The sequence below is a fragment of the Algoriphagus sp. A40 genome (assembly GCF_002002735.1).
GTDB lineage: Bacteria > Bacteroidota > Bacteroidia > Cytophagales > Cyclobacteriaceae > Algoriphagus.
In genome coordinates this window covers 172,687-196,589 of the sequence record NZ_MUNY01000072.1, presented here as the reverse complement: position 1 = coordinate 196,589, position 23,903 = coordinate 172,687, and the positions used below count along the sequence as shown (strand labels likewise).

21 protein-coding genes are annotated in these 23,903 nt (G+C 44.4%); 6 read left to right on the top strand and 15 right to left on the bottom strand.

What is annotated here, in order from left to right:
* Positions 1-82: 82 nt before the first annotated feature.
* The 5 genes from B0E43_RS18385 to B0E43_RS18365 all read right to left on the bottom strand — a co-directional run bounded on the left by B0E43_RS18385 (position 83) and on the right by B0E43_RS18365 (position 6,235).
* The gene (locus B0E43_RS18385; protein ID WP_077352485.1) at positions 83-613 is read right to left on the bottom strand and encodes a nuclear transport factor 2 family protein; all 531 of its coding nucleotides are present in this window, start codon (positions 611-613) and stop codon (positions 83-85) included.
* A 115-nt stretch (positions 614-728) separates the two neighbouring features.
* Positions 729-2,222 carry an amidohydrolase family protein gene (locus B0E43_RS18380; RefSeq protein ID WP_168171977.1) on the bottom strand — a complete coding sequence of 498 codons (1,494 nt, stop codon included), beginning with the start codon at positions 2,220-2,222 and terminating at the stop codon, positions 729-731.
* A 225-nt stretch (positions 2,223-2,447) separates the two neighbouring features.
* Positions 2,448-3,833: a sulfatase gene (locus B0E43_RS18375; protein WP_077352481.1), complete on the bottom strand. Its 1,386-nt coding sequence runs from the start codon at positions 3,831-3,833 to the stop codon at positions 2,448-2,450.
* Between the two features lie 4 nt (positions 3,834-3,837).
* Positions 3,838-4,905 (bottom strand): DUF3500 domain-containing protein, encoded by a 1,068-nt coding sequence (locus B0E43_RS18370; protein ID WP_077352479.1) that lies wholly within the window; start codon positions 4,903-4,905, stop codon positions 3,838-3,840.
* Positions 4,906-5,116: 211 nt separating this feature from the next.
* Entirely contained in the window at positions 5,117-6,235 is a 1,119-nt protein-coding gene (locus B0E43_RS18365) for a hypothetical protein (protein WP_077352877.1), read from the bottom strand.
* Positions 6,236-6,461: 226 nt separating this feature from the next.
* Between B0E43_RS18365 and B0E43_RS18360 the strand changes: the two genes are divergently transcribed.
* On the top strand, positions 6,462-6,923 hold the full coding sequence (locus B0E43_RS18360) for a DUF4251 domain-containing protein (RefSeq protein WP_077352477.1): 462 nt from the start codon (positions 6,462-6,464) through the stop codon (positions 6,921-6,923).
* 14 nt (positions 6,924-6,937) lie between these two features.
* Here B0E43_RS18360 and B0E43_RS18355 read toward each other — a convergent pair whose 3' ends face one another.
* Positions 6,938-7,840 carry a cation diffusion facilitator family transporter gene (locus tag B0E43_RS18355; protein ID WP_077352475.1) on the bottom strand — a complete coding sequence of 301 codons (903 nt, stop codon included), beginning with the start codon at positions 7,838-7,840 and terminating at the stop codon, positions 6,938-6,940.
* Positions 7,841-7,977: 137 nt separating this feature from the next.
* Between B0E43_RS18355 and B0E43_RS18350 the strand changes: the two genes are divergently transcribed.
* Positions 7,978-8,874, top strand: coding sequence for a sugar phosphate isomerase/epimerase (locus tag B0E43_RS18350; protein WP_217349184.1), 897 nt, complete (start codon positions 7,978-7,980; stop codon positions 8,872-8,874).
* 98 nt (positions 8,875-8,972) lie between these two features.
* Here B0E43_RS18350 and B0E43_RS18345 read toward each other — a convergent pair whose 3' ends face one another.
* The 5 genes from B0E43_RS18345 to B0E43_RS18325 all read right to left on the bottom strand — a co-directional run bounded on the left by B0E43_RS18345 (position 8,973) and on the right by B0E43_RS18325 (position 14,613).
* On the bottom strand, positions 8,973-9,785 hold the full coding sequence (locus tag B0E43_RS18345) for a DUF4349 domain-containing protein (protein ID WP_168171976.1): 813 nt from the start codon (positions 9,783-9,785) through the stop codon (positions 8,973-8,975).
* 74 nt (positions 9,786-9,859) lie between these two features.
* Positions 9,860-10,612, bottom strand: a complete 753-nt coding sequence (locus B0E43_RS18340; protein ID WP_077352471.1) for a LytTR family DNA-binding domain-containing protein — start codon at positions 10,610-10,612, stop codon at positions 9,860-9,862.
* The gene (locus tag B0E43_RS18335; RefSeq protein ID WP_254423456.1) at positions 10,609-11,610 is read right to left on the bottom strand and encodes a sensor histidine kinase; all 1,002 of its coding nucleotides are present in this window, start codon (positions 11,608-11,610) and stop codon (positions 10,609-10,611) included. Before B0E43_RS18335 ends, B0E43_RS18340 begins: the two co-directional genes overlap by 4 nt.
* A 186-nt stretch (positions 11,611-11,796) precedes the next feature.
* Positions 11,797-12,441, bottom strand: a complete 645-nt coding sequence (locus tag B0E43_RS18330; protein WP_077352467.1) for a hypothetical protein — start codon at positions 12,439-12,441, stop codon at positions 11,797-11,799.
* A gap of 12 nt (positions 12,442-12,453) precedes the next feature.
* Positions 12,454-14,613, bottom strand: coding sequence for a TonB-dependent receptor (locus tag B0E43_RS18325; protein ID WP_077352465.1), 2,160 nt, complete (start codon positions 14,611-14,613; stop codon positions 12,454-12,456).
* 290 nt (positions 14,614-14,903) lie between these two features.
* Here B0E43_RS18325 and B0E43_RS18320 point away from each other — a divergent pair, with 290 nt between their 5' ends.
* Both B0E43_RS18320 and B0E43_RS18315 read left to right on the top strand, forming a co-directional pair.
* Positions 14,904-15,314 (top strand): GxxExxY protein, encoded by a 411-nt coding sequence (locus B0E43_RS18320; RefSeq protein WP_077352463.1) that lies wholly within the window; start codon positions 14,904-14,906, stop codon positions 15,312-15,314.
* A 305-nt stretch (positions 15,315-15,619) separates the two neighbouring features.
* Positions 15,620-16,663 (top strand): glycoside hydrolase family 43 protein, encoded by a 1,044-nt coding sequence (locus B0E43_RS18315; protein ID WP_077352461.1) that lies wholly within the window; start codon positions 15,620-15,622, stop codon positions 16,661-16,663.
* Position 16,664: 1 nt separating this feature from the next.
* On the opposite strand, the gene B0E43_RS18310 is transcribed toward B0E43_RS18315, so the two are convergent.
* A complete protein-coding gene (locus B0E43_RS18310) occupies positions 16,665-17,444 on the bottom strand; it encodes a Fic family protein (protein ID WP_077352459.1) in 780 nt (259 codons plus the stop codon).
* Positions 17,445-17,449: 5 nt separating this feature from the next.
* Positions 17,450-18,691: a M20/M25/M40 family metallo-hydrolase gene (locus B0E43_RS18305; protein ID WP_077352457.1), complete on the bottom strand. Its 1,242-nt coding sequence runs from the start codon at positions 18,689-18,691 to the stop codon at positions 17,450-17,452.
* 74 nt (positions 18,692-18,765) lie between these two features.
* Here B0E43_RS18305 and B0E43_RS18300 point away from each other — a divergent pair, with 74 nt between their 5' ends.
* Positions 18,766-19,875 carry a PD40 domain-containing protein gene (locus B0E43_RS18300; RefSeq protein ID WP_077352455.1) on the top strand — a complete coding sequence of 370 codons (1,110 nt, stop codon included), beginning with the start codon at positions 18,766-18,768 and terminating at the stop codon, positions 19,873-19,875.
* Positions 19,876-19,961: 86 nt separating this feature from the next.
* Positions 19,962-20,450, top strand: coding sequence for a hypothetical protein (locus B0E43_RS18295; protein ID WP_077352453.1), 489 nt, complete (start codon positions 19,962-19,964; stop codon positions 20,448-20,450).
* A gap of 46 nt (positions 20,451-20,496) precedes the next feature.
* Here B0E43_RS18295 and B0E43_RS18290 read toward each other — a convergent pair whose 3' ends face one another.
* Entirely contained in the window at positions 20,497-21,537 is a 1,041-nt protein-coding gene (locus B0E43_RS18290) for a type IX secretion system membrane protein PorP/SprF (RefSeq protein ID WP_077352451.1), read from the bottom strand.
* A gap of 3 nt (positions 21,538-21,540) precedes the next feature.
* On the bottom strand, positions 21,541-23,607 hold the full coding sequence (locus B0E43_RS18285; protein ID WP_168171975.1) for a gliding motility-associated C-terminal domain-containing protein: 2,067 nt from the start codon (positions 23,605-23,607) through the stop codon (positions 21,541-21,543).
* Between the last annotated feature and the right edge of the window lie 296 nt (positions 23,608-23,903).

The following is a 23,903-nucleotide window of genomic DNA, read 5'->3' as shown; positions in this document are numbered from 1 at the left end:
GACCAACTCCTCCTTTTCTACTACGAAAAGGGGGAGTTTTTTGTGAATGGATTCACCATTTTTTTCGACCATTTCTGATTTTTTAATCGTTCAATGCATCTTGACTTTTAATTGCGGCCATGCCCCCAAGAATCAGCCATTTACCATCCACTTTTTTCCAGGTATGGGTAAACTTATAGGTCTCCTTTCTGACTACTTGATTTTCTTTGTCTGTCCAAAAGTAATCCGTATCGTAAAAAACCATAACTACATCTTCGATGGCGTTTGATGCCTTTTTATGAAGGACATAGCTGTATTTCAGATCCGGGTCTTTATGCAATTCCGAGATCCAACTGGCTATTCTGCTTTTGTCAGAAACCCCATCACCAAAACTAGGATAGCCAATAAAATCATCATGCCAGAGGGTTTTATAAGTAACTGTGTCGATTTTCTGGACATACTCCCAATACAGTTCTTCCATCTGCCAAGCTTCATCTTCAAGTTCCGATTTGGTGAGGGTGGGTTCTGATGTTTCGACCTTTGGGGTAGGGTTGCTGTTAGGGCTGCAACTTTTCAAAGTGATTGAAATAAGAATTGCTAGCGCATTGAGGACGATCAGTTTTGCTGTTTTCATATTAACCTGTTTTTTTATGCTCTCGGAATCCCGCCCTTGATGTTTTTTAATTGGCTGTTGTAGTTGGATTTATTCCTTTCACAAAGAACCACTTTCAGTAATTTTTGGAATGCAATCACTTTTTAAACTTCCCATAGACGGCCTTTCCCGGAAAGACATCTGATACTGTCTCGCCATTTTTCAAAATAAATGTGCCGTTTACGATCACATATTCTATCCCTTCCGAAAACTCCAGTCCTTCTTCGAAGGTCGCTTTGTCTTTTATTGTTTTGGGATCAAAAACGGTGATATCCGCATCGGCACCTACCTGAATCCTTCCCTTGAAGCGCATCATTGGCGCAATGTTTTCCAAGCGTTTTGCCGGGAGGAGGGTCATTTTTTCAATGGCTGTATTCAAATCAATCACCTGATCTTCTCTGACATATTTGCCCAAGACTCTCGAAAAAGTACCCGCAGTACGGGGATGGGCAAGTTTGCTATAGGGCATTCCATCCGATCCAATCATCACCCCGGGTTCCGCAATACCCTTTTGGATCCATTCCGGTTTCATCATGTGCATGATGACTATACCGCCTTCTTTACGATATTTTTGAAAAGTTTCCTCAGTCAGTCGTTCCCCAGTGGCGACCCATTGCAAATCACCATAGTTTATACCCAGCCTTTGTTGCCAACCTTCGGTAAACATGGCGCTTTGAAGCCTAGTGGAGGCTGCGGTATAGGGATATAATTCTGTCGTAATGCCAAAATTATTTTGCTGTGCTGCCATTACCATTTCAAGTGCCATTTGAATACTTCCCAATGACATGCTGTTGATGTGAACAATATGCAAAGGTGCCTGTGTGAGGATGGCATTGGTTATTACTTCTTGTATGGAAATGATATCAGGCTGCCGTACGTGACTAAATACCAGAGTATTTAATTCACCGGCTAATTTGAATACCTGATACATTTCCTCAGGTTTTGTTGTGGGTAAATACCCGATGGGAACACCTATTCCAATGCCGCCTTCAGCCAGTGATGTTTTGATGTTTTCAATTACGGCACTTTCTTGAGCACTTTCGAGGCCCATGGTGTAAGTGTGCTGAATTCGATCCTGCATCGTGGCGAGGTCTGACTGACCACTACTACTCACCTCCAGCATTTCCTTCAATACCCTTTCGTCTTTGTTTATCGCTTTAAAGCGCTCATATGGCCAGCATACACTGCCGCCATAGTTGATCAAGGCCTTTGACTGTCTTGAAACATACCACTCTTTCAGGTTTTCAATTCCCCATTCCAATTCCAAAGCAGTGGTCACCCCATCGTGCAATTGGTATTCCTGTTCCACATTGCTGCGGCCATGCACATGTAAATCAATAAATCCCGGGGCTACCACCAATCCGCTAACATCCACGATTTCCTTTCCCTGCAAGGTTTCCGAACTGATCTGGGCGATGCGGTTATTGAGGATACCTACATTTCTGATAGCATCCAGTTTGGTTTCGGGATCGATGACACGGCCACCTTTCAGGACAATGTCATATTGTACGGTCGTTTGCCCAGCTGATTCAAGTCCAAAATAAATGGTCAAAAAAAGGCTGAGGATCAGATTTAAGGAGGTGGATTTCATGATTTTCTTGAAAGAGATAATTGGAAAAATTTCTGCAGGTTGATCATTATACTGGTGTGTTGAATGCAAAAAGATTACGTCTTCAGCACTCATCAATTTAAATAGGCTGATTTTGCTCTTAGCCCAACCTGGGACGAAAGGAATCCATATCTTCCCCTACTTACTGAATTTCTTTTCGGGGAATTTTTGAGAAAAACCATTTAGAACCTGAGAGACCTGAAGTACTCAATTTTCACCTTTATGTTTCTTCTCCAAATATTCATAGTGACTGTTATCCTGAGGAGTCCTGACCACTTTACTTTCCGGCAAAGGACCTAATTGCTTCACAGCAAGTTCCATCGCCCGCATCATCTGGGCGGTTTTCTCCGGGTTTTCTCCCGCCAGATTGGTGGTCTCTCCCGGATCATTTTTCAGATTGAATAAGAGTGTGTCGTGGGCATCTACTTTTTTCATCCCTCTCGTGCCTGCGAATCCTGGATAAGGTCGCTTGATCTTCCAATCCCCTTCCCGAAAAGCTTCCTGACTTGAAAGCATGTAATAGAGGAAGGAATCGCCTTCCCGATTTCCATTTTCAAAAAGAACCGACCCCAGGTCTTTGCCGTCAATTTCCCGGTCTTGGGGAATTTCTGCTCCTACGAGCTTGCAAAAAGTCGGGAACCAATCCATCTGAGTGGCCAAGTCCTCATAGACCTGGCCGGGATCAATTTTTCCTTTCCACATGGCGACTGTGGGCACCCTCACTCCCCCTTCAAAAGTGAATTGCTTGCCTTCGCGGAGTGGACCGGCGGAACCTCCATGATCTTCCATCACCAGCCATGGGCCATTGTCTGAGGAAAATACAACCAGCGTGTTTTCCAGAATGTCCTTTTCCTCCAATTTTTTCAAGACTTCCCCCACACTCCAATCCAACTCTTGGATGACATCTCCATAAAGTCCACGCTTGGATTTTCCTTCAAACTCAGGAGAAGCATAAATCGGTACATGCGGCATGCTGTGCGCCAGGTATAGAAAAAAAGGCTGATCGGCAGTAGAATCGATGAATTTCAAAGATTCCTCCGTGTATGTTTTGGTGGTGTAGCGCTGATCGACTTTGAATTTTTCCACTTCATTTCCCCTCATATACACCACCGATGCCATATCATTGGAATAGGGAATTCCAAAGTATTCATCAAAGCCTTGATTGAGGGGCAGGAATTTTTCCATATGGCCCAAATGCCATTTTCCTACGATTCCGGTTCGGTAGCCTTTTTCTTTCAGGATTTCGGCGATGGTGATTTCCTCAGGATCCATTCCGGTGAAACTTTCCGGGAAAAAAACAGCATTGATTCCCATTCGCTGGGGCATCCGTCCAGTCAAAAGTCCAGCTCTTGAAGGACTGCAAACCGGCGAGGCTGATAGAAATGAGGTGAATTTAATCCCTTCTGCAGCAATTCGGTCAATGTTTGGAGTGGCAATATCCGAGGCACCAAAACAACCTATATCTCCGTAGCCCAAATCATCGGCGAAAATGAAAACGATATTTGGCAGATCGGATTTGGTCTCATTTTCCTCTTGAGATCCGCAGGAAAAAAGCAGGGAGGCGATCAGAATCAGAATATATTTTCCCTTCATTTCTTTAATGTTTATGATCCATTCGGTGCTTTTTCAAAATATCCTCACCGAAATCATTTCCCTTTTCCCTCCAGATGCTGTGGATGTGATTGGCATTGTCAAGGAAGCCCACATTGTCGTATTCGATCAAAAAGTCAGGACTGTGGACGACGTAATAATGGGCTTTCATCGGTTCGTAGCTTCCGATCCAGGCAAAATACACTTCGCCCATTCCCCGGGCATGAAGTTTAGCAAGGTATTCTTCAGCTTTTTCCCGATCCAGATTCCCGATGTATTCTTCGATCAGGTAATGCAGGATTTTCTGTTGGCCTTCGTTGAGTTCGGATCCTTTGATTCCTTTGAATTCCTCCAACCACTGGGGTCGGTCCGGGCTGGTGATGATGTCTCCCGGCACTTTTTCGGGCAGGGTTGCCTTGGCTTTTTGGGTTTCGTCCAGTGCATTTACCAACCAAAAACCGTAATCCTCCTCCTTGCTCAAAGGCCTCAGTCCGGCATACTGAGTGGCTTCGACCACTGCCGGATCTGATCCAAAAAATAAGGGAGTCATTGTAAACTCATCCCCGGCCACGGTGAGGTTAATGGAAATGTGATGTCCCTCGAACTTAAGGCCCCAAGTGTCATCCGTTTCAGGATTTCCGGCTATCGCGACATAGTAATTTCCATAGTCCCAGTTTAGTTTCCGGATAAACCCCATGCTTCTTTCATCCACCTTTCCCTGCTGAAACTGGATTTCAAACAGCTCATGCAGAATGTCGTCAACCTGCATAATGGCGAAGGTTTTCAAATAACCCTGGGAACTGAATATCGAGCTCAGGACTTTGTGAAAAGCGATTTTGCTTTCTTCGGAAAGATCCCCAAATCGAAGCCCCGATCGGGGAGCAAGCCCAAGCGGTAAGTTGGTCCATTGAGTTCTGGCACTATCCGGAAATGTGATGTAAACGGAATCAACCTGATTGCCTTCGAGTGTCCGAATGAAGCCGAGTGTTGAAGCTTTTAGATTTTCTGTATTCTGAGCCCAAGCCGGAACAGTTAAGATTGCCAGAATCAGCGTATAAATTATTTTTTTAAACATGGTGGATTGAAAAGATGGTAGAGTTAAGGGTTCCTAATTGACAAAAGAGTTAAACCTTTTGCCTGCAGAGAAATAAAAGTTAGTGGAAAATTCTAGTTTTTATTTAAAAAATCCTGAAAATCAGCTCGCTATAAAAAGCAAAGGCGGCCTAGGAAATTTCTACCCTAGGCCGCCTGAAGTGGAGGATCCGCGTTAAATGGACCTTTTGAAGTTAGAGTCCAAATCTGTACTGGACTCCCGTGATCAACTGCTCTCGGCTTCCCAGAAATCCATATTCTGCTCTGACCATAAAATGTTTGCTGAACTGATATTGTCCTCCAATGATAAAGTTCCACATATCCGCAGGGCGCTTGTCCATGGAGTATTGGACAGTTGAACTTTCGATGGTGCTGATCGCACCGTCTGCAGCTACCAGGATGTTACTCGCTCTTTCCAAGACATCATTTGCTTTGTTGTATTTAGCTTTGTTGATCGGGTTGTTTTGATCCACGGGACTGAGACCATCCCACCAGGTGTCCACCTTTATTTGGGCGCTTTCGACTTTTTCTATGCCCTCATCGATTCTTCCACCTAAAGATCCCTCGGGAAACACTTCACTCAGAGGGATCGATCCGTACGTCTCTGAACTAAGGTGTACCCTGAATCCTCCAACCCACACAGTCACTGCTTTTTGATTCGGCATCTTGAAATTTTTCCCAAAACGGGGTCCAAAAATGAAGGTCTTAGCAGGTTTAGCAAGCTGCGGCACATCCGTCCAGGCCACATTCATATCCAAAGCCATAAATCCACCACCAATTCCAATGGTAGGTGTCATCCCCAGTCCAAATGTGGTCGCATTGAACTCTACCAATGAGCCGGCGGACAGCACTTCAGTAAAGTTGTTTTCCCCATCCGGAAGCCATAGTCCAAATCCAATTTCGGTGGACGCTTGGGATTTGCCCAAAATCCCATAAATATTCAAAAAGGGGAAAAGCCAGATGTCCGGTCTGACAGTCACTGCACTTGCTGTGGCTACGGCTTTGTTAAAGCGTATGATTTCGTCGACGTCGTACATTTGGCCGTTGTTGAATCCGACCATTATATTTTCGATGATAATGTCAGATTGCTGCCAAAAGTATTGAGCGCTGACACCCGCAGAATAGGGCAGCTCAAAGCCTGCCCCAGCCGCCTTGTCTCCCAATATAGGAAGCGCATAGGGATATTCAGCCATCTTGACGCTATCAATAACCCTTTTCTGTTTTTCTCCAACTGGCTTGTTGGAAAAAACCTGGGCGTTGACAAAACCTAAAGTCAACAAATAGCCTATTCCTAACAGAAGGAATTTTTTCATAAAAGATACTTTTTGAAATAGTTGGTAATTTATCATTGTCTGGTCAAATGTAGATGGAGACTTTACCTAAAAACATGACTAATGTCAGTTTGGGAAAGAAGTCAAGCTAATAGCCGTGAAAATTCCAGTCCAAATTCGACTAGTATTTGGAAAAAGGAAAATTTTTATCAAAATCATAGCAATAAATGTCTTTTGACTAAATTAAAATCAGATAAAACGAAGCATTATGAAAAACACATTTCTCCTATTTCTATTCCTCCTAAACTTGGTTTGGTTGGCTCAAGCTCAACAGACTGATACGGAAAAATTGCAGGCTGCAGTTGATTCAAAGACGTTCGTATTTGAAGGTCGGCAGGCAACCGGAATGCGTGGGAGGATGATCCAGCTGGATCCCGGATACACACTTAATGTCAGTCCGGAAAAAGTAGTGGGAGATTTGCCTTTTTTTGGCAGATCTTATTCAGGAACTCCAGGATCAACTGATGGAGGCTTGAAATTTGATATTACCGAATACACCTATGAGGTCAAACCCCGCAAGAAAGGCGGCTGGGATATTACCATCGAGCCTACAGAACAAAATGATATCCGATCAATTTTCCTGACCATTCAAAAAACGGGTAATACCTCTCTCAGAATCACCAGCAACAGCAAAGAGGGTATGAACTATTCCGGGATAATTCAGGAATAAGCTTTGCTCCTCATTTAGGAATGAGTGTGTTTCTCATCCTCAAGAAGCACACAATCTTCCTGATCAATTTCTGTTTCGATGGTGTAGTGTTCAAAGGGATAGTTTTTCATGATCCTCTTGAGTTCATTTTTCACTGCCAGCAAATCATCCAATGAATTGAGGGGTTTGAGTTTCACATGGGTAGTGAATACGTGATGCTCCCCGTCCAAAGACCAAATATGGGTGTGGTGGGTAGATTCTACATGTTGGATTTGCAGGATTTCTTTTTCAATGGCCGACTTATCCACATCGGCAGGTTGGCCCTGAAGGAACAAAAAGACTGTTTCCTGAAGCCTTTTTAGGACATTCCAAAGGATGTAAACCGAAATAAGAAGTGAAAGCGCCGGATCAAGATAGGGATTGGGATAAAAGATCAAGACCACTGAAACGATCAGCACAGCGACCCATCCCAATACATCTTCGATCAAATGCCAGGAAATCACCTTCTCGTTCATCGTTTTTCCTTTGCTCAGTTTCCAGGCGGCAAAGCCGTTTACAGCAACTCCTAAAATCGCAAAGTAAAGCATCCCTTTTGCGTCAGACTCCTCCGGGGTTTGAAGTCTAAGGATGGCTTCTCTGATCACAAAGGCAGAACCGAGAATTAATATGATGGCGTTGATGAATGCGCCCAGAAGGGAAAATCTTCGATACCCAAAAGAATACGATTCGGTTGCTTTTTTCTTTGAAAGTCTGTCCAGATACCAAGAAGTACCCAATGAAAGGGAATCTCCTAAATCATGAACCGCATCCGATAAGATGGAGACACTATTTACATACAATCCACCAATCAACTCAATGATTGTAAAGGCCAGATTTAGAAAAAAGGCGGTTTTTAAGTTTTTTCCAGAATCGTGAGGATGATGGTGATCGTGCGACATTTCTTAAAGTTAGTGGCTTTTCGAAAACTGCGGAACCCTAATTGGCTTTGCTTAACGGAAGTTTGTGCTTTTGAATTGTATATTTAAAACGGTCAGCTTCGACTAAAAATTTTTAACCCAAACCTAACCTATTCACCATGCCTTCCCGACGCGATTTCATCAAGCAGTCAGGCTTTGCCCTTTCTCTAGCCGGCCTTGGACTTTCCGGTTTTGATTTTCCAAAAGCAAACTACAAGATGGGCCTTCAGCTTTTTACAATCAGACAGCCCATGGCCGAAGATCCCATCAAAACCCTGAAAACCATTGCCAGCTTTGGCTATCAGGACACCGAAATCTACGGCTATGACGGGCCGGCAAACAAGTACTACGGAATGCCAGCGGCTGATTTCAAGAAAGTAATTGAGGATAATTCTCTGGAAAGTACCAGTGGGCATTACGATTTTATCAAATACTTCAACGGGCCGGAAGAAGAACTCATGCGCTACACCGATCAGTGCATCGTCGGAGCGCATGCCTTGGGTCAAAAGTACATCACCTGGCCCTGGCTCGATCCGGCATCCCGATCTATCGAAAAGTTTAAACTTCTCACCGAAAAGCTGAACGCGATCGGTGAACGTGTGACTAAGGCCAAATTGGGCTTTGCCTACCACAATCACGACTTTGAATTTATCGACCACAACGGGGAAAATGGATACGATATCATTCTGAAAAATACAGACCCTGATTTGGTTAAGCTCCAGATCGATCTCTATTGGGTGTCGCATAGCTCTCCGAGCTCTGCCCATGAACTCTTCCTGAAAGCTCCCGGACGCTTTGTCATGTGGCATATCAAGGACATGGACAAGGTCAGCAGAGATTATACTGAGATGGGTAACGGATCAATCGACTACACCAAAATTTTACCTGATGCTTCACTCTCGGGCATGAAATATTACTACATCGAGCAGGGCGGAAACTTTGCCCAGAATCCTATCCAAAGCGTGAAGGATAGTGCGGACTATTTCAAAAAGAATCTTATTGATTTGTTTGCCTAGCATGCAACCCTCCAAGGGTTCCAAACCCTTGGAGGGTTTTAGTTTTGCGGGTGAGGGCGAATTTTTCCAAAGCTTATCGTTCGGAAATTAGCTTTCCTTTACCTCATCGGGGGAGGCAGTTTCTTCCTTCTTTTCAGAATAAGGAAAAGGACCACTAGGAAAATGAGGAAGAACGGCCAAAGATTCACCAGAAACACAAGGAACCATTGCAGGTTTGTCCAGCCGTTTTTGATTCCCTCTTTGAGTTTTGAGATAAATCCGAAGGCCATTTCTCCTTCGACATAAAACGACACATTGAGTGTACTTAGACTCACTCGGTCGCTCAGGTAATTTAGCCTTCCCTGCATGGATTCGATTTCTCCACGTACATTGGCCAATTCACGCTCCAGTCCCAAAATTTCATCGACTGTCCGCGCGACTTTGAGCAGTTCAGTGTATCGGATTTCCAATTCTTTTTTGGTTTTTAGCCGTGCTTCCACGTCAATAAACTGCTCGGAGACATCCTCGCTCCGGATGTTGATATTTTCTATTTTGACTGCGTGATCTTGGATTTTTTGGATCAAGGGATCCAGTTGGTCTGTCGGTATCCGAATGGTTAATCGCTTTTCAGTCCGCTCTTCATAGCTACTGGAGGATTCATTGGAGATGAAGCCCTTTAAATTTTTGATTTCATTCTTTATAAAAGTGTCCGTCTCCTCGATATCCCGACACTCGAAGTAAAGGTCTCCTTCCCGGATGATTTTTCGCTCCGTGAATTCAGCATCCGGAGCCGCTTGCTCAGTTGGAGGCGCCCCACGCATTTCCTCAAAAGAGGAACTGGAATCCGGGGCGATTTCGACGGGATTTTGTGTGCCACAAGCCGCGACGATAAAGCAGAAGAGAATGGGAAGTTTGAGCAAAAATAACTTCATAGTGTAAAACATTTGGATAAAGATAGAAACGCTCTGGCTAAGCTTTTTGCTGTTTTCCCAATATAAATTAACACTTACAGATCCAGCCAGGACTTGAATTCTGTCATCTTTTCCCGGCTGATCAAAATATCGTTGTCAGTGCAATTTTTAAGTTTGACTTTGAGGCGACTGTTGGAGTAGGTCAAAACTTCATCCACCGCATCCACTCGAATGAGGTATTTTCGATTGATTCGGAAAAAAACAGCCGGATCTATACTTGCCTCTAACTGCTCAAGTGTAGAGTCCAACACATACTTTTTCCCTTCTTTGGTTTGCAAAAAAGTCACCCGCTCCTCACTAAGAAAAAAAGCAACTTCCTCAATTGGGATGCTCTGGATCTTTTCTCCAAACCGGACTAAAAACCGGGATTTGAAAGTCTTTTTCTCCTGCTGAAGCAAACCCTTCAATACCTCGAAATCCAGTGTCGGTTTCAATTGACGGCTTTTGAATTTTTCCACAGCTTTGGCGAGTTCCTCCGGATCGATCGGCTTGAGCAAATAGTCAATCGCATTGACCTGAAAGGCTTTAATGGCATATTGATCAAAGGCTGTGGTGAAGATCACCGGTGTGGATAACTTCACTTTTTCGAAAATCTCAAAGCTTATTCCGTCCGCTAATTGGATATCACAAAAGATCAGATCGGGTTCTGAATTTTGACTAAACCAACTCACTGCCCTCGTCACAGAATCTATGTTGGCAACTGGAAGAATCCCCGGAAAGTGAGGCTCCAAGAGTTTAATCAGCCGGTTGGCAGCTGGTTTTTCGTCTTCGATGATGATAATCTTCATTGGGCAACTTCTAAAAGTGGTAATCTGACCAAGAATTCATTCTCATCCTGTATGACTTGTATTTGTCGGTCGCTGAGGAGTTGGTAGCGCATCTTGATGTTATTAAGGCCGACTCCCGTGGAGGGTTCAGTCTGACCGGATTTAGGCTGAAACGAGTTGCTTACCCAGAGCTCATTTCCTTTTTGCAGGATGTGGATAAACAAAGGATTGTCCTGGGAAGCCACATTGTGTTTGATGGCATTTTCCAGGAGCAGTTGGAGGGAAAGAGGGGGAATGAAATACCCTTTTTCGGTTTGGATTTTTATGGAGAAGGAGAGATTTTCCTCAAACCGGATCTTTTGAAGTTCCAGATAATTCCTTGCGAAATCCAGTTCTTTAGTCAAGCTGACCAGTTCTTCCTGCTGCACTTCGAGCACATACCGATAGATTTTAGAAAGCTTCTGGATGAAAGCTGCAGACTTATCTGCATCCTCGTAGACCAGATTAGAAAGTACGTTCAGGGAGTTGAAGAGAAAATGAGGATTGAGTTGGTCTTTAAGGCTTTGATATTGGCTGGCCAGCTTTTCAGATCGAAGCTGTTCGGCTTCAATGGCAGATTTTCTCCACTCTATTAGCCAGGAACGTGTGGTGAATATGGCCATGAATACCAATGCAATATACATCGGAGTCAGGCTGAACCGAAAGATGTGCTTCCATGGAATCTGATCCAGCGTATACTGGTCAATCACCCAAGAGTATACAAATACGATAATGAAACAACCGACAAATGCATATGCGAGATAAAGCGCCGTCGTAAACAGGAGTCTCTTCACAGGCGTGTGAACCCACGAAACTCTTGGATCCAGGAAATGCTCCACCCGACTGCCGCCCCAACTCAACACCACTGATACACAGAACGAGAAAATAAAGTCTGGGATCATCGATTTGATTCCTTCCCAGGAAAAAAAACAAGTGGAGCAGAAAATCACCTGAATCGTCAGCGCAATCGTCAGGTTCATTATCAAAAACTTCCTGAGATCATACCAGAAATCGCTTTTGCTTCTGATAACTGAATATTCGGTCGTTGGAGTCATGTCGGAAGATACACAAAATGGATTTTTGCTTGGAAATGAATCAGCAGGTAAAACCCGTTTTCCCTAAAATCTTCGAGAAAACGGGCAGGTCATAGGGTTTCCCCAATCAGACTACTTGCAGGAGTTTGCCACCTGCTCCGCGAGATTTTTTCCCCATGCGGGCAGCAGGTAGCCATCCGTGATTTTAGTTTCTTCCTTGGCATAAAGCTCCAGTCCAACTCTCGCCAATCCGCAAGCCTTTTCAGGGCCGCTTCCAAAAAACTGAGACATTCCCAATTCCATTTGTGCCATCAACGTCGTCGCTCTTGGATTTTCCTTGTCCAGCGCGATTGCTTTTCCAAAAGTCTGCAAGGCCAAAGGACTCATTTCCTGGCCACGGTTCATCGGGTCGACAGAGAGTTTTCCCATGATGATGTATCCTTTCAAAGCCGTGATCTCAGAGTTGTTGGGAGCGATTTTATCCGCTTTGTTCACCAACTCCAACGCCTGGTCAAAGAATTGATCTTTGTTCACTTCAAACCGGAAAGCGGCTGTCGACTGAATATAGGCGGCGTAATAGAGCGGAAGCCATTCTTCAGATTTTGCTTCGGCAATTCTCAAAAAACCGTTGGCTACAGACTGAGATTCGTCAGCAGACTGGATGGTGCTCATGGCTGCTATTTGCTTTTTCATGGCGTTTTCATAGGCTGGATCTGCTGCAAATGCAAGAGTTATCCACATTAGGGAAAGTACGAAAGTGAAAAGAGACTTTTTCATGATTTTTAAAATTTAGAGGTTGTTTAATTGATTTGCGTTTTTGTCTTTGGACAGTGTCAGGAATACTCCGACGAATAGAAATCTCGGGGCGGTTTGCCCGATTGGGAGTGATTCAAACTGTCCTTGTTCGTTTGGATTTCGGGCGAAAGAATACCCGAAGATGTTTTCCGTTCCGAGGACATTGGTCACTGCGGCATGAATGATCAGATTGGGCTTGGGCAAATAGCTCCAGCTGATGCTCAGGTTTTGATAGGCAGAAGTCTTCGAATTCATTTCTCCCGAAAAATTGGGATCAGTGTAAGTATAGCCGTCATTGAAGGAATAGGATGCGCCAAGCTGTGACTTGAGTTTTACGATAAAGTGCTTCACGACCACAGAGAAATTGTGGGTGGGAGCAAAATCCGGCTGAACATTGGTTTCAAATTGATTGTAGCTCCTCTCGCTGTCTACAAAGCTGTAGGTCACCCAATAGTCCGTGTTTTTGAAGGTTTTTTGATCCCGGAAAAAAACATCAAAGCCTTTGGCAAAACCTGACCCTTCGTTGCGGAGATTTTGGGGGTTTTGTGGATATCCCTCAAATTTGACGAGTTGATCATAGGATTTGTAGAAAGTCTCTGCTCGGAATGTTCTTCCGTCATTTTGGAACAAATAGTTTAAAATCAGGTGTTTCGATTCAGAATTTTTCAGTGTTACGTCTAAAACCCGGAAGTTATCCACAGGCAATTGATGGAATCGACCAGCGGCCAAAGAGAGGGTGCCGAACTCTGAGATTTTGTAAGCCAAAGAAGCTCTCGGGTCTAGCCACTGATCTACGACCAGTTTGGAATGACCGGCACGCAGTCCTCCTCGGAGAACAAACTTCTTGGTCAGGTACCAGTCCCATTCGGTAAATAGGTAGGCTTCATTTTCCTCAAAAGAGCGGTCCAGGTCCTCCTCGACAAGTTTTTCGGAATAGTCGTGGATGAAATATTCCACCCCTGTTTTCGCAGAAAACCGATCGCTAAAATCCTTGATCGTGCTGAACTTGACATGTGTCAAGTTGTTTTTTCGCTCCACATCTAAATCATCGTAGCTGATGAAGTCTTTGTTGTGCGAAAAGGAAACACCGGAAAACAGCGTCCATCCGTTTTCATACGTTTTTCTCCAGTTGGTCTGGGCGTAGGTATAGTTGTTGGTCAAATCCACCAAAATTCCCTTTCCATCCATTCCCGGCTGAGGCTGCCAAAGTTTCATTCCTCCGGTTTCGGTTCGTGCCAGGACTTTGAGCAGACCACCTTTGTTGAGCTTGTGTTGCGCGGCCACTTCCAGATCCAGGCCGTATGGAGACCTTTCCCAGTCAAAATTCTGCTTCACCAGCGCTTGGTAGGGAGTCAAGTCAAAGATATTTCCGCTGATACTGATGCTTCGTTTGTCATTGGCCAAGGTATGTGCATAGCCACCTCCGACGGACATGAGGGACAGATCTCCCTGGCTTCGGATCGCCAGGTCTTTGGTGTTGAGTGCCAAAGCGGAGGAAAGTGCTTGGCCAAATTCTGCAGAATAGCCGCCTGTGGAGAAGAAAGTTCCTTTGAACAGGTTGGGATTGAATCGGGTGCGGGTGGGCACATTTCCAGCCGTGGTTCCATAGGCATTGCCCACACGCATGCCGTCGATATAGATCCCGACCTCGCTGGCATCTCCGCCCCGCACGAAAAGCCGGCCGTCATTTCCCACGGTACTTGTGCCAGGCAAAGTCTGGAAGGCTCCGACAATATCTCCCATCGCGGAAGGTGTAGTGACAATGTCAAGTGGTCGGAGAATCACCGATTTTTTCTCATCCGAAGCTTCCATGGCTCCTGCTGAGATTGTGACGGTATTCATTTCATTGTATTCTTCGACCAATTTGAGGGCTTCGATTTCCAGTTTTGGAGCTGAAAGAGCCACATAGATTTCCTGGGTTTTGAAACCCATCATGCTAAAAGCCAACAGCTGATCTCCGGTTTCTGTGGTTTCGAATTCAAATGCTCCGGAAGTATCACTGCTTGTGCCGTCAAAACTTCCTTTAATGAAGACATTGACTCCTGGCAGCGGATTTCCTTTTTCGTCAAGGACTTTTCCGGAGATAAGCGTTTGTCCAAATGCAAGAGTTTGGCTGAGGAAAAAGTAGGCTAAAAGTATCAGTCGGATTTTCATTTCGATTCAGATTTGAATCAAAATTGTCCCGGATCTGTGAAGTGAAAAATTGAAGTTGACTGAAGTGTCAGAAATGGTGACTGAAGTGTAAAAACTGAGAACTGATATTTTTTATACCATTTAGAAATTAAGGGAATTAAGTTTGGTTAGCTTCGCCAAGGAGCGAAGGCTTAAAAAATTTTTCGTTAGAAATGAGACATTGCCTTTTGAATTGCAGTCCTGAATTTTCTCAACTCCCTTAATGTTAAAAAAATATTGTCTTTAATTTGACCTAAACTTTTTTCGGGACTATGAAATATGTTTCAAAAGCGGCAGTGACTAAGCTTTCATACGAAATCACTGGCTGTGCAATTACAGTCCATAAAGCACTTGGACCAGGACTTTTAGAAAGTATTTATGAAAAATGCTTATGCTTTGAATTGGAAAAAAATGGATTCGATGTTCAGCAGCAAATTCCTATCAACATAAATTACGATGGCTATTTGATTGATTCTGAGCTAAAATTAGATCTTCTGGTTGAGGACACGATCATTGTCGAGCTTAAAACTGTCAAAGAACTATTGCCAGTCCATACTGCACAGTTGATGAGCTATATGAAGTTGCTTAAAAAACCCCAGGGGCTATTGTTTAATTTCTACTCCGACAATCTCACTAAAGCCATGAAGCCTTTGATAAATGAGTATTTTGAGAGTTTAATTTAATATTCAGAATAATTGCTTTTAATCTTTTTGGATAAAAAGGGCAGGAGTAAATCAAATACCGCTGGTTTGAATAAACCATTGAGATAATTAAGAAAATTAAGGATAACGACTAGCATCGCTGTTAGTAAAACCCCAATTAATCAAGGTTGAGAATAGCACTACATGTCCTTAATTCCCTTAATGGTTCAATTTCAGCCAAATGATGGATAAGAAGGTGATTTAAAAAGCGATTTCCCTGCTTTAGTATTGAGATATTTACCCTAGTCTTTTTTTATCCTATTATATTGATCTAAAGTCTATTTCAAATGAACCAATCTGATCTTAAAATAGTAATTGTTTCCTTATTGGCAGGGTTTTTAGGTGCCTGCTCCTCTCCAAAAACAGAAACCGAAGAACCGCCAAAGCTTTCAGGAAACCCGATTTTCGAAGGCTGGTATGCCGATCCAGAGGGGATTGTGTTTGGGGATGAATATTGGATCTATCCGACTTACTCGGCGGCATTTGAGAATCAGATGCATTTTGATGCTTTTTCTTCCAAGGATTTGGTGACTTGGGAAAAGCACGAGCTAATCCTCGATTCTGCCGCGGTCAAATGGGCCAAGCAGGCAATGTGGGCACCGGCGGCTATTGAGAAAGACGGGAAATATTACCTGTTTTTCGCAGCCAATGACCCGCTCACTCCCGAACGGCCGGGATATGATCCGAACAATGACATCAATCATTTTGGTGGAATCGGCGTCGCAGTGGCTGATTCACCGGCTGGACCTTTCAAGGATCTGTTGGGCAAGCCGCTGCTATCGGACTTTCACCATGGAGCCCAGCCAATCGACCAGTTTGTATTTAAGGACACGGACGGGACTCATTACTTTTTCTACGGAGGCTGGGGTCATTGCAATATAGATAAGCTGAATGCTGACTTCACAGGTTTTGAACCTTGGGAAGATGGAGAGTTTTTCCATGAGATCACCCCCGAGGGTTATGTAGAAGGGCCTTTTATGTTTCTCCGAAAAGGAACATACTACCTGATGTGGTCCGAGGGCGGATGGACCAATGACAGCTATAAAGTAGCCTATGCCATGGCAGAAAAAGCAACCGGACCTTACCGACGAATCGGAACGATCCTCGAATCAGATACCACTGTGGCGACAGGGGCAGGTCACAACTCGGTCATCCAAAAACCGGGAACAGACGAATGGTACATGGTCTATCACCGTCGGCCGATTCCTACCGAAGGGCGGGATCACCGGGTGACCTGCATCGACATCATGGAATTTAATGAGGACGGAACCATCAAACCAATCAAAATGACCTTTGAGGGAGTGGAAGCGAATCCGATAAGTCTTCAATAAATCAGTCGGGTTTAATTGCTTTGGGAAGCATGATAAGAAAAGGAATTGCTTGGGAATAATCCAGCTTTTCATAAAAAAGACCTACCCTTCCAAGATTTTGATAGTAGTCGCCCAAGTGAGTAAAATAGAAATATTCGCTTGGGATAAACCATGCTTTTTCACCCAATTTGTTGCTCAAAAACCACTTTTCTAAAAGTCGGGCAGTTCTTCCGTTTCCGTCAGCAAAAGGGTGGATTTTAACAAAGACAAGGTGGACAAGCGAGGCAAAAAAAAGTGATTCCTGAAAAGTCAATTTAGAACTTAAGATTTTGGATAATTCCTTCCAAAACTGATCAAATTCTGACTTTACTTGGGAGCCAAATGCAGCTTCATATTGGATCTGTTGCGTTTGTTGGTTCATAATCAGCATATTCCCTTTACGCAGCTTTCCTCTTGAAGAATCAGGGAGCAGGTGTTTGGTGCAGATTTGATGTGCCTCCAAAAAATTATCCAAAGTCAAGGAATGATCTCTGGCAAATTCATAGGCCTCAAACAGATCATTTGGCTTTTGAGTCAAATTGGGCAGGTATTCTACCTCTTGAGTTTTATGTTTGAGGTAACTGTCAATTTCAAGCGATTCTCCTTCAATTTTTGCGGAAGCCATGACTGACACTGCGGTGTAAAACTTGAAGGAGTCGAGATTCCAGGGTTTTTCCTTGATTTTAAGAAAAGCTTCTTCCAGTCCAGCAGGCAGACCTTGTTGATATTCTTTAATATACTGGAATGAAAGAAGCTTTTCCATAATTGTTAGAACTTGACCACTGCTTCGACCTTTTGACCACTTCTCTCGATCACCACTTTGGTCGAATCTCCTTTTTGGAAAGCACTCAAAGCTCGCATATAGCTCATCATATCGTAGACAGTTGAGTCTCCCATTTGCACGACCACGTCACCTTTGAGGAGACCGGCAGCTTGGGCGGGTTTGTCTTCGGATACGCCGTCGATCCGCATTCCCTTGCCGTCAAACATGTAATCTGGAACCACACCCATCGAAACAGTAAAGCGGGGAGAATCGCTGGAATCTTTGGTTTTGGTAAAGGCTAGTTTCGGTTCAGCATCCAGTTGGGCTACTAGTCGGGAAATGTAGCGTACCACCGTCACCAAACCTTCGTAATTGATTTTGTCAGAATCATCGGAGGGCTTGTGGTAATCTTCGTGCTGACCGGTGAAAAAGTGTAAAACAGGCAGATCCTGCAGGTAAAATGAGGTATGATCAGATGGTCCCACTCCTGATTCGGTAGTGACAATTTTTAGGCTGTCAGAATTGATTGGATCCAAAATGGATGGAAAACTCGGGCTGGTGCCTACACCATAGACGGCAAGGGATTTTTCCTCATTCAATCTACCCACCATATCCATGTTGATCATGTAGTTGACCATTTTGAGATCAATGGTCGGGTTTTTCACAAAATAATTGGAGCCCCAAAGCCCGTTTTCCTCACCGGAGAAAGCAATGAAGAGCACATTGCTTTTCAGCTCTTCGTGTTGGAGGATTTTGGCAAGAGCCAATAGGGCGGCAGTGCCTGAAGCATTGTCATCGGCACCGTTGTGGATGGCCGAATCTCCCCGATGAAGTGAGCCTTGTCCTCCCATTCCCAAATGGTCAAAATGAGCACCGATCACGATGGTTTTGTCGGCTTTTTTATCTAAAAATCCGACCACATTCCGGCCAGTAATTCCTTCACCGTCGGTCCCGATCACCGCTTCTTCGTGGGGGTTTGTAGGTTTGGAAACTGTAAAAGGCTGAAAGAAGCCCTCCGTTCCTTTTGGCTCCAGGCCGATTTTTTCGAATTCACCGGCCAGGTATTCCGCTGCTTTTTGTTCTCCTTCGGTGCCTATGGCCCGACCACCCAAATCATCAGCCGCAAGGAAAGTCACATCTTCTTTTAGGGCCGATAGGAGTTTTTCATCACTTGGTGGGCTATCGCAAGAAACCGCTGAGAGCACCCCAGCGAGGATCAAAAGAGAATAAGAAAGGATTTTTTTCATGTTATGGGTGAATTTAGTCCAAAGATAATAATTGGTATCTTAGGCGCGCAATTCTTTCAATTTCGAACTTTAAAATGATCCAAATCCTATTTTCCATCCTTCTTTCGGCTTTTGCAAATAGCCCAAAAACCGAATCAATCGTCCAACCCGAAACTGAAGCTCATTCTGTTTCCGACTCGCTGTTGCTTCATCCAGAGGAAATGAAATACCTCAAAAACATCAAACAAATCACTTTTGGCGGAAATAACGCCGAGGCCTATTGGTCTTTCGATGATTCGATGCTGGTATTTCAGTCAGATTTCGCAGGCTGGGATAATTCATGTGATCAGGTGTTTTTTGTGAACTGGCAAACCGACGACCTCAAAGCCAATGCTCCCAAAAAAATCAGCACAGGACTCGGTCGCACCACTTGCTCCTACTTTCTTCCAGGTAATAAAACCTTTGTTTACGCCTCTACCCATTTGGGTGGTGAGTCTTGCCCTCCAGTGCCGGAGAGAAGATCCGATGGGAAATACGTTTGGCCGATTTACGAGAACTTTGACATTTTTACTGCTGATTTGAATGGAACGGTCCTATCCCAATTGACCAGCGAACCTGGCTATGACGCCGAAGCGACCGTGTCTCCAAAAGGTGACAAAATCGTCTTTACCTCCATGCGCTCAGGTGATTTGGAACTTTACACGATGAATATCGACGGCTCGGATGTGAAGCAAATCACAACAGAACTAGGCTACGATGGGGGTGCATTTTTCTCCCCCGATGGCAGCAAATTGGTTTGGAGAGCTTCCCGTCCGCAGAGTGAAGAGGAAGTTACCGAATACAAGGACTTGCTCAAAGAAGGCCTGGTAAAGCCAACCGAAATGGAACTGTATGTGGCCAATGCGGATGGCTCGGATGTCAAGAAGATCACGAGTTTGGGCAAAGCCAACTGGGCACCTTTCTTTCATCCTTCTGGTGAAAAGCTCATCTTCGCCTCCAATCATCAAACCGAAAGAGGCTATCCTTTTAACCTTTTCATGATCAATCTGGATGGCACTGGTCTGACCCGAATCACCCATGACGGGACTTTCGACGCCTTCCCGGTTTTCTCCAATGACGGCAAATACCTGGTCTTTTCCTCCAACCGAAACAACGGCGGAACACGTGACACCAATCTGTTTGTGGCGGAGTGGATCGGAAACTAGATAGCACTTCATCCAGGCACACACCATGGCCGCCTTTTTGGCGGCTTTTTTGTTTCATATCTGATCTAACCATCTGATAAACAACTATGAAAGCGCTTTGTGTCCTTTTACTGGCAGTTTTTGCCATTGCCGCTTGCAATGGTCCGAAGGAAGATTCCCCAATTGATGCCCACTTTTCCCCAGACAGCGTATCCAAAGCTGAGATTCTGGAAGACTGTTTTCAGTACGTCAGTGGAAAAGATACTATTCGCATGAGAATTCAGCCGGATGAATTCAATGTGACTGGTGAGCTTGCCTATTTATTTTTTGAGAAAGACAAAAGCTGGGGGTTAATCAAAGGAACGCTAAAGGATTCTCTGCTGATAGCCGAGTTCAACTTTCTTTCAGAAGGAGACTCTTCCAAGCGGCAAGTCGTATTCAAGCGGTTTGGAGAAGGTTGGAGGGAAGGATTTGGAGAAATCGTGGAAAGCGACGGAATAGTAGTTTTTAAAAGCATCGATTCCTTGGACTTCAGCCATGAAGTCAATTTGGTACCTATGCCCTGTGATCAATTTCGTTCCAGCTTGAAAAATTGAGTTTGATGATTTATTTACTATTCCAGTGTCCTGAATCCCCTATCGGTTAATACTTAAAGCAAGGCATGGAGGATTTTCTCCCTGCGCCTTTGGCTGATCCTGCCAGGAAGCTGTATCTGAGGGAAATCTCATTTGCACCGCCGGTGTTTCCATTTCCAAGGGATGAAATGGTGAAATCATGGCTGTATCCCACATCCAGGCCATTCCCAAGGGAAATTCCAACCAGGGCGATCACTGATTCGTGGTTGGATTGGGTGACGTCAGATACAGGTATTCCGCGATACCAGACTCCTAAAACAAGTGGCTGAAGGTTAATCTGAGCTCCCAGATCCAGTTGGGTAAATGGCCCTTGGTTTTTGTAGTTGAAAGCCAAAGTAAGATCTCTGGTACCTGAACGTTGGTTCATGAAGTTTTTGGCTGAGCCTCCTGATAGATCAATCCGATATCCTCCGTGTGCGGAAAGTTTCAAGGGGAGTTCACTTACCTGGCCATCAATGAAAGAAATATTTGGCTGGGTAATGTGGTGAGCCGAAATTCCAAGCCAGGCGTTTTCATTGTTGAACAACATGCCGAGGCTGTAGTCTACAAATTGATGGCTGAAATCTGCACCCAGGTTTTCTCCGGAAAAATCTCCGATTGCTCCTGTTTGGTCATCAATCTGGCTGCCAAAGACCAGGTTTCCAAAATAGGCATCCCGATCCATATAACTGACCTGGCCGCCTACTCTAAGAAACGACTTGAATCCCAGACGAGCTCGGTAGGAATAGGTGGCGCCAATTTCGGAAACGCTCAGGTGGGCCATGCTTTGCTCAGATCGGTTGAATACAAGTCCAATTCCGCTGTTGATATTAAACATGTAATGGTCAATATGTGCAGAATAAGAAGTAAAAGACTGATCAAGTCCCGGCCACTGGTTTCTGTAATTTACCCCAATCCGGGTCATCTCCGATGCACCGGCCATAGCTGGATTGAGATAAAGTGGATTGGCATAAAACTGAGAATATTGCACATCCTGAGCCCGAAGGCCCAGGGATGCGCAACATAGGGGGATAAACATTAGGGTGATAAACTTTAAATGTATTCTCATAACCTATCTGATTAGGGTAATTCCACCTGTACGGGTCATCGAATTCCCGTCAAGTGTGGTGTAGGTGATTTGATAGAGGTAATTGCCGGCGGGTACCAGCTGGCCTTTGTAAGTGCCGTCCCAGCCCCTGCTTTCGGGACTTTGGGTGATATGGAGTTTTTCGCCCCAGGGGTTGAATATTTCCATCTGAAACGATGAAATGGCTCTGATTTTTGGCATAAAGAAATCATTAAGCCCGTCTCCGTTTGGGGAGAATGCGTTTGGAATGACGATCAGTTCGGTCGGGGAAGTGACCTGAATGGTATTGATTTCAAAAGTGGAGCAGCCATAAACATCATAGCCGGTGAGTTTTACCTCAAATTCTCCCACCTTGGAAAAAATGTGGACGGGATCTTTGTCAGAGGATTTGTTTCCGTCCCCAAATTCCCATTCCCAGACAATGATTTCCGGGGCAATTTCACTTTCAAACAGGATTTCTTCTTTGACCATTACCTCGGGTTCACTGGTGATGGCTAGTTTGCGGTATTGGAAATCAAGTCTGGCTCCCTGCGTATTTTGATTGGGAAAGTCCACTTTGGCTTCAGTTTCCACAGTACAGCCTAGCGCATCTGTCACAGAGGCTTTGAGGATTCCGGCAGCGTTGAAATTGATCTCACGTGAATTGGCTGTACTGCTATTCCACTTAATCGTGTAGGGTTCTTTTCCTCCCTGAATGGAAATCCAAGCCACACCAGTCGCTTTTCCTGATGCGCAATCCACATCCAGCGAAGTTTCAATTCTTGCCTGGATTTTTTGAGATTCGGTGACTGTCACTTGGGTGCTAACTGAGCAACCACTCTCGTCAGTTGCAGTAATCGTGTAAGTGCCGGCGACCAGGTCTTTTCTTTGGAGCAGGTCTTTGATTCCATCTGACCAGGAAAGGCGATAAGTGCCCTTTGCTCCTGAGATTTTCAGAGAGATACCTCCATCAGCTTTTCCGGAACAGGATACTGGGCGGTTTTCCAATACCTCAAGTGAAAGAGATGTTGGATTAGTGAGAGAGAATTGCTGTTCCACAGTGCAGCCCGATGTATCTGAGATTTTCACAGAATAAGTTCCAGAAGACAGGCCAGTAATTTTTGGAGAACTCTGTCCGGTACTCCACAAGTAGGTAAATGGAGCTTTGCCTCCCAGTGCAGAGACCTCAATCTCTCCATCGGAAGAGCCTTGGCAACTTGGGGCTTTTGTTTTTGAGGAGATTTGAACTGAACCCAGAGATTCAATTGTATAGGAAGCCTGAAAGCTGCATCCCTTGCTGTCAGTAATCAATACCTGATAGGCTCCTGAACTGATTTGGTCAAGGTCCTTTGTTTTGGCACCGTTGCTCCAAGAGTAGGTGTAAGGAGCAACACCACCGGATACATTCAGGGAGATTTGGCCGGAGTCGGGAGATTCGCATACGGGATTTTGAATGGATTCGGATACTTGGATTCCTTCTGCTGCGGCTTTGATTTCGAATGAAACACTCACATCACAGTTGTATTTGTCAGAAACCAAAACGGTGTAAACTCCGGGAGCCAAACCCTCGGCTTCCCAGACATCCTTCAAACCATGACTCCATTTGATTTCATAGGGTGGGCTGTCTGCTTCGAAATCGTTGCGTCCGATTTTGACGCTGATTTTGGCGTATCCGTCATAGCCAGAGCCACAGGTCGCATCCTTTTTTTCAACCGGATTGAGAATCAGCGGGAACGGTGGCTGGATTATGATCCGCTCCGTATGTGAAGTTCCCTGTGAATCGGAGATCAAAACCGTATAAGTCCCCGCATAGAGATTGGTTCTGTTTTGGGTGGTTTCATTGGTATTCCATCTAAATGTATAAGGAGGTACTCCACCACTTATGTCCAGGAGGATATTTCCTTTTTCGCTGTGAGAGCAGAGTGCCAATTTTCCGCTCACAGCAACCTGTATTGGGGAATAGCTGGAAATCCGATCATTCTGATGTTTTGGGATGTTGAAGGCAAATTGTGCCAAGGCAGTATAATTGATTGTCATGCTGAGTATCAGCAAGAGAATCTTAACGCTTGACATTTTATTTGACACTTTCATTTTTGCACTTCATTTTGTTTTTCGGCTCTTTCAGCCCAGGATTTTTGTTTTATAAAAACCCTTTTGTGTATTTCGTTTTTAAGAATAATATTTTTTGTAAATCACATACAGCAAAATGATATTCTTTAAAAATGCTGTATTTGAGAAAATAGTATCTAAAAATTCTATTTTCCTAGCGAGAGGGGATTTGTTGTAAAGGAAGTGCGGTACTTGGAAAAGTCTAATTTTTCTTCAAAATGTATTATAAATTAAAAAACTGTTGAGGTGATGCTTTTTTT

Bases quoted from the DNA above. Each gene is read 5' to 3' on its own strand.
- B0E43_RS18385 (WP_077352485.1), bottom strand. From the start codon at position 613: ATGAAAACAGCAAAACTGATCGTCCTCAATGCGCTAGCAATTCTTATT.
- B0E43_RS18380 (WP_168171977.1), bottom strand. From the start codon at position 2,222: ATGAAATCCACCTCCTTAAATCTGATCCTCAGCCTTTTTTTGACCATT.
- B0E43_RS18375 (WP_077352481.1), bottom strand. From the start codon at position 3,833: ATGAAGGGAAAATATATTCTGATTCTGATCGCCTCCCTGCTTTTTTCC.
- B0E43_RS18370 (WP_077352479.1), bottom strand. From the start codon at position 4,905: ATGTTTAAAAAAATAATTTATACGCTGATTCTGGCAATCTTAACTGTT.
- B0E43_RS18365 (WP_077352877.1), bottom strand. From the start codon at position 6,235: ATGAAAAAATTCCTTCTGTTAGGAATAGGCTATTTGTTGACTTTAGGT.
- B0E43_RS18360 (WP_077352477.1), top strand. From the start codon at position 6,462: ATGAAAAACACATTTCTCCTATTTCTATTCCTCCTAAACTTGGTTTGG.
- B0E43_RS18355 (WP_077352475.1), bottom strand. From the start codon at position 7,840: ATGTCGCACGATCACCATCATCCTCACGATTCTGGAAAAAACTTAAAA.
- B0E43_RS18350 (WP_217349184.1), top strand. From the start codon at position 7,978: ATGCCTTCCCGACGCGATTTCATCAAGCAGTCAGGCTTTGCCCTTTCT.
- B0E43_RS18345 (WP_168171976.1), bottom strand. From the start codon at position 9,785: ATGAAGTTATTTTTGCTCAAACTTCCCATTCTCTTCTGCTTTATCGTC.
- B0E43_RS18340 (WP_077352471.1), bottom strand. From the start codon at position 10,612: ATGAAGATTATCATCATCGAAGACGAAAAACCAGCTGCCAACCGGCTG.
- B0E43_RS18335 (WP_254423456.1), bottom strand. From the start codon at position 11,610: ATGAACCTGACGATTGCGCTGACGATTCAGGTGATTTTCTGCTCCACT.
- B0E43_RS18330 (WP_077352467.1), bottom strand. From the start codon at position 12,441: ATGAAAAAGTCTCTTTTCACTTTCGTACTTTCCCTAATGTGGATAACT.
- B0E43_RS18325 (WP_077352465.1), bottom strand. From the start codon at position 14,613: ATGAAAATCCGACTGATACTTTTAGCCTACTTTTTCCTCAGCCAAACT.
- B0E43_RS18320 (WP_077352463.1), top strand. From the start codon at position 14,904: ATGAAATATGTTTCAAAAGCGGCAGTGACTAAGCTTTCATACGAAATC.
- B0E43_RS18315 (WP_077352461.1), top strand. From the start codon at position 15,620: ATGAACCAATCTGATCTTAAAATAGTAATTGTTTCCTTATTGGCAGGG.
- B0E43_RS18310 (WP_077352459.1), bottom strand. From the start codon at position 17,444: ATGGAAAAGCTTCTTTCATTCCAGTATATTAAAGAATATCAACAAGGT.
- B0E43_RS18305 (WP_077352457.1), bottom strand. From the start codon at position 18,691: ATGAAAAAAATCCTTTCTTATTCTCTTTTGATCCTCGCTGGGGTGCTC.
- B0E43_RS18300 (WP_077352455.1), top strand. From the start codon at position 18,766: ATGATCCAAATCCTATTTTCCATCCTTCTTTCGGCTTTTGCAAATAGC.
- B0E43_RS18295 (WP_077352453.1), top strand. From the start codon at position 19,962: ATGAAAGCGCTTTGTGTCCTTTTACTGGCAGTTTTTGCCATTGCCGCT.
- B0E43_RS18290 (WP_077352451.1), bottom strand. From the start codon at position 21,537: ATGAGAATACATTTAAAGTTTATCACCCTAATGTTTATCCCCCTATGT.
- B0E43_RS18285 (WP_168171975.1), bottom strand. From the start codon at position 23,607: ATGTCAAGCGTTAAGATTCTCTTGCTGATACTCAGCATGACAATCAAT.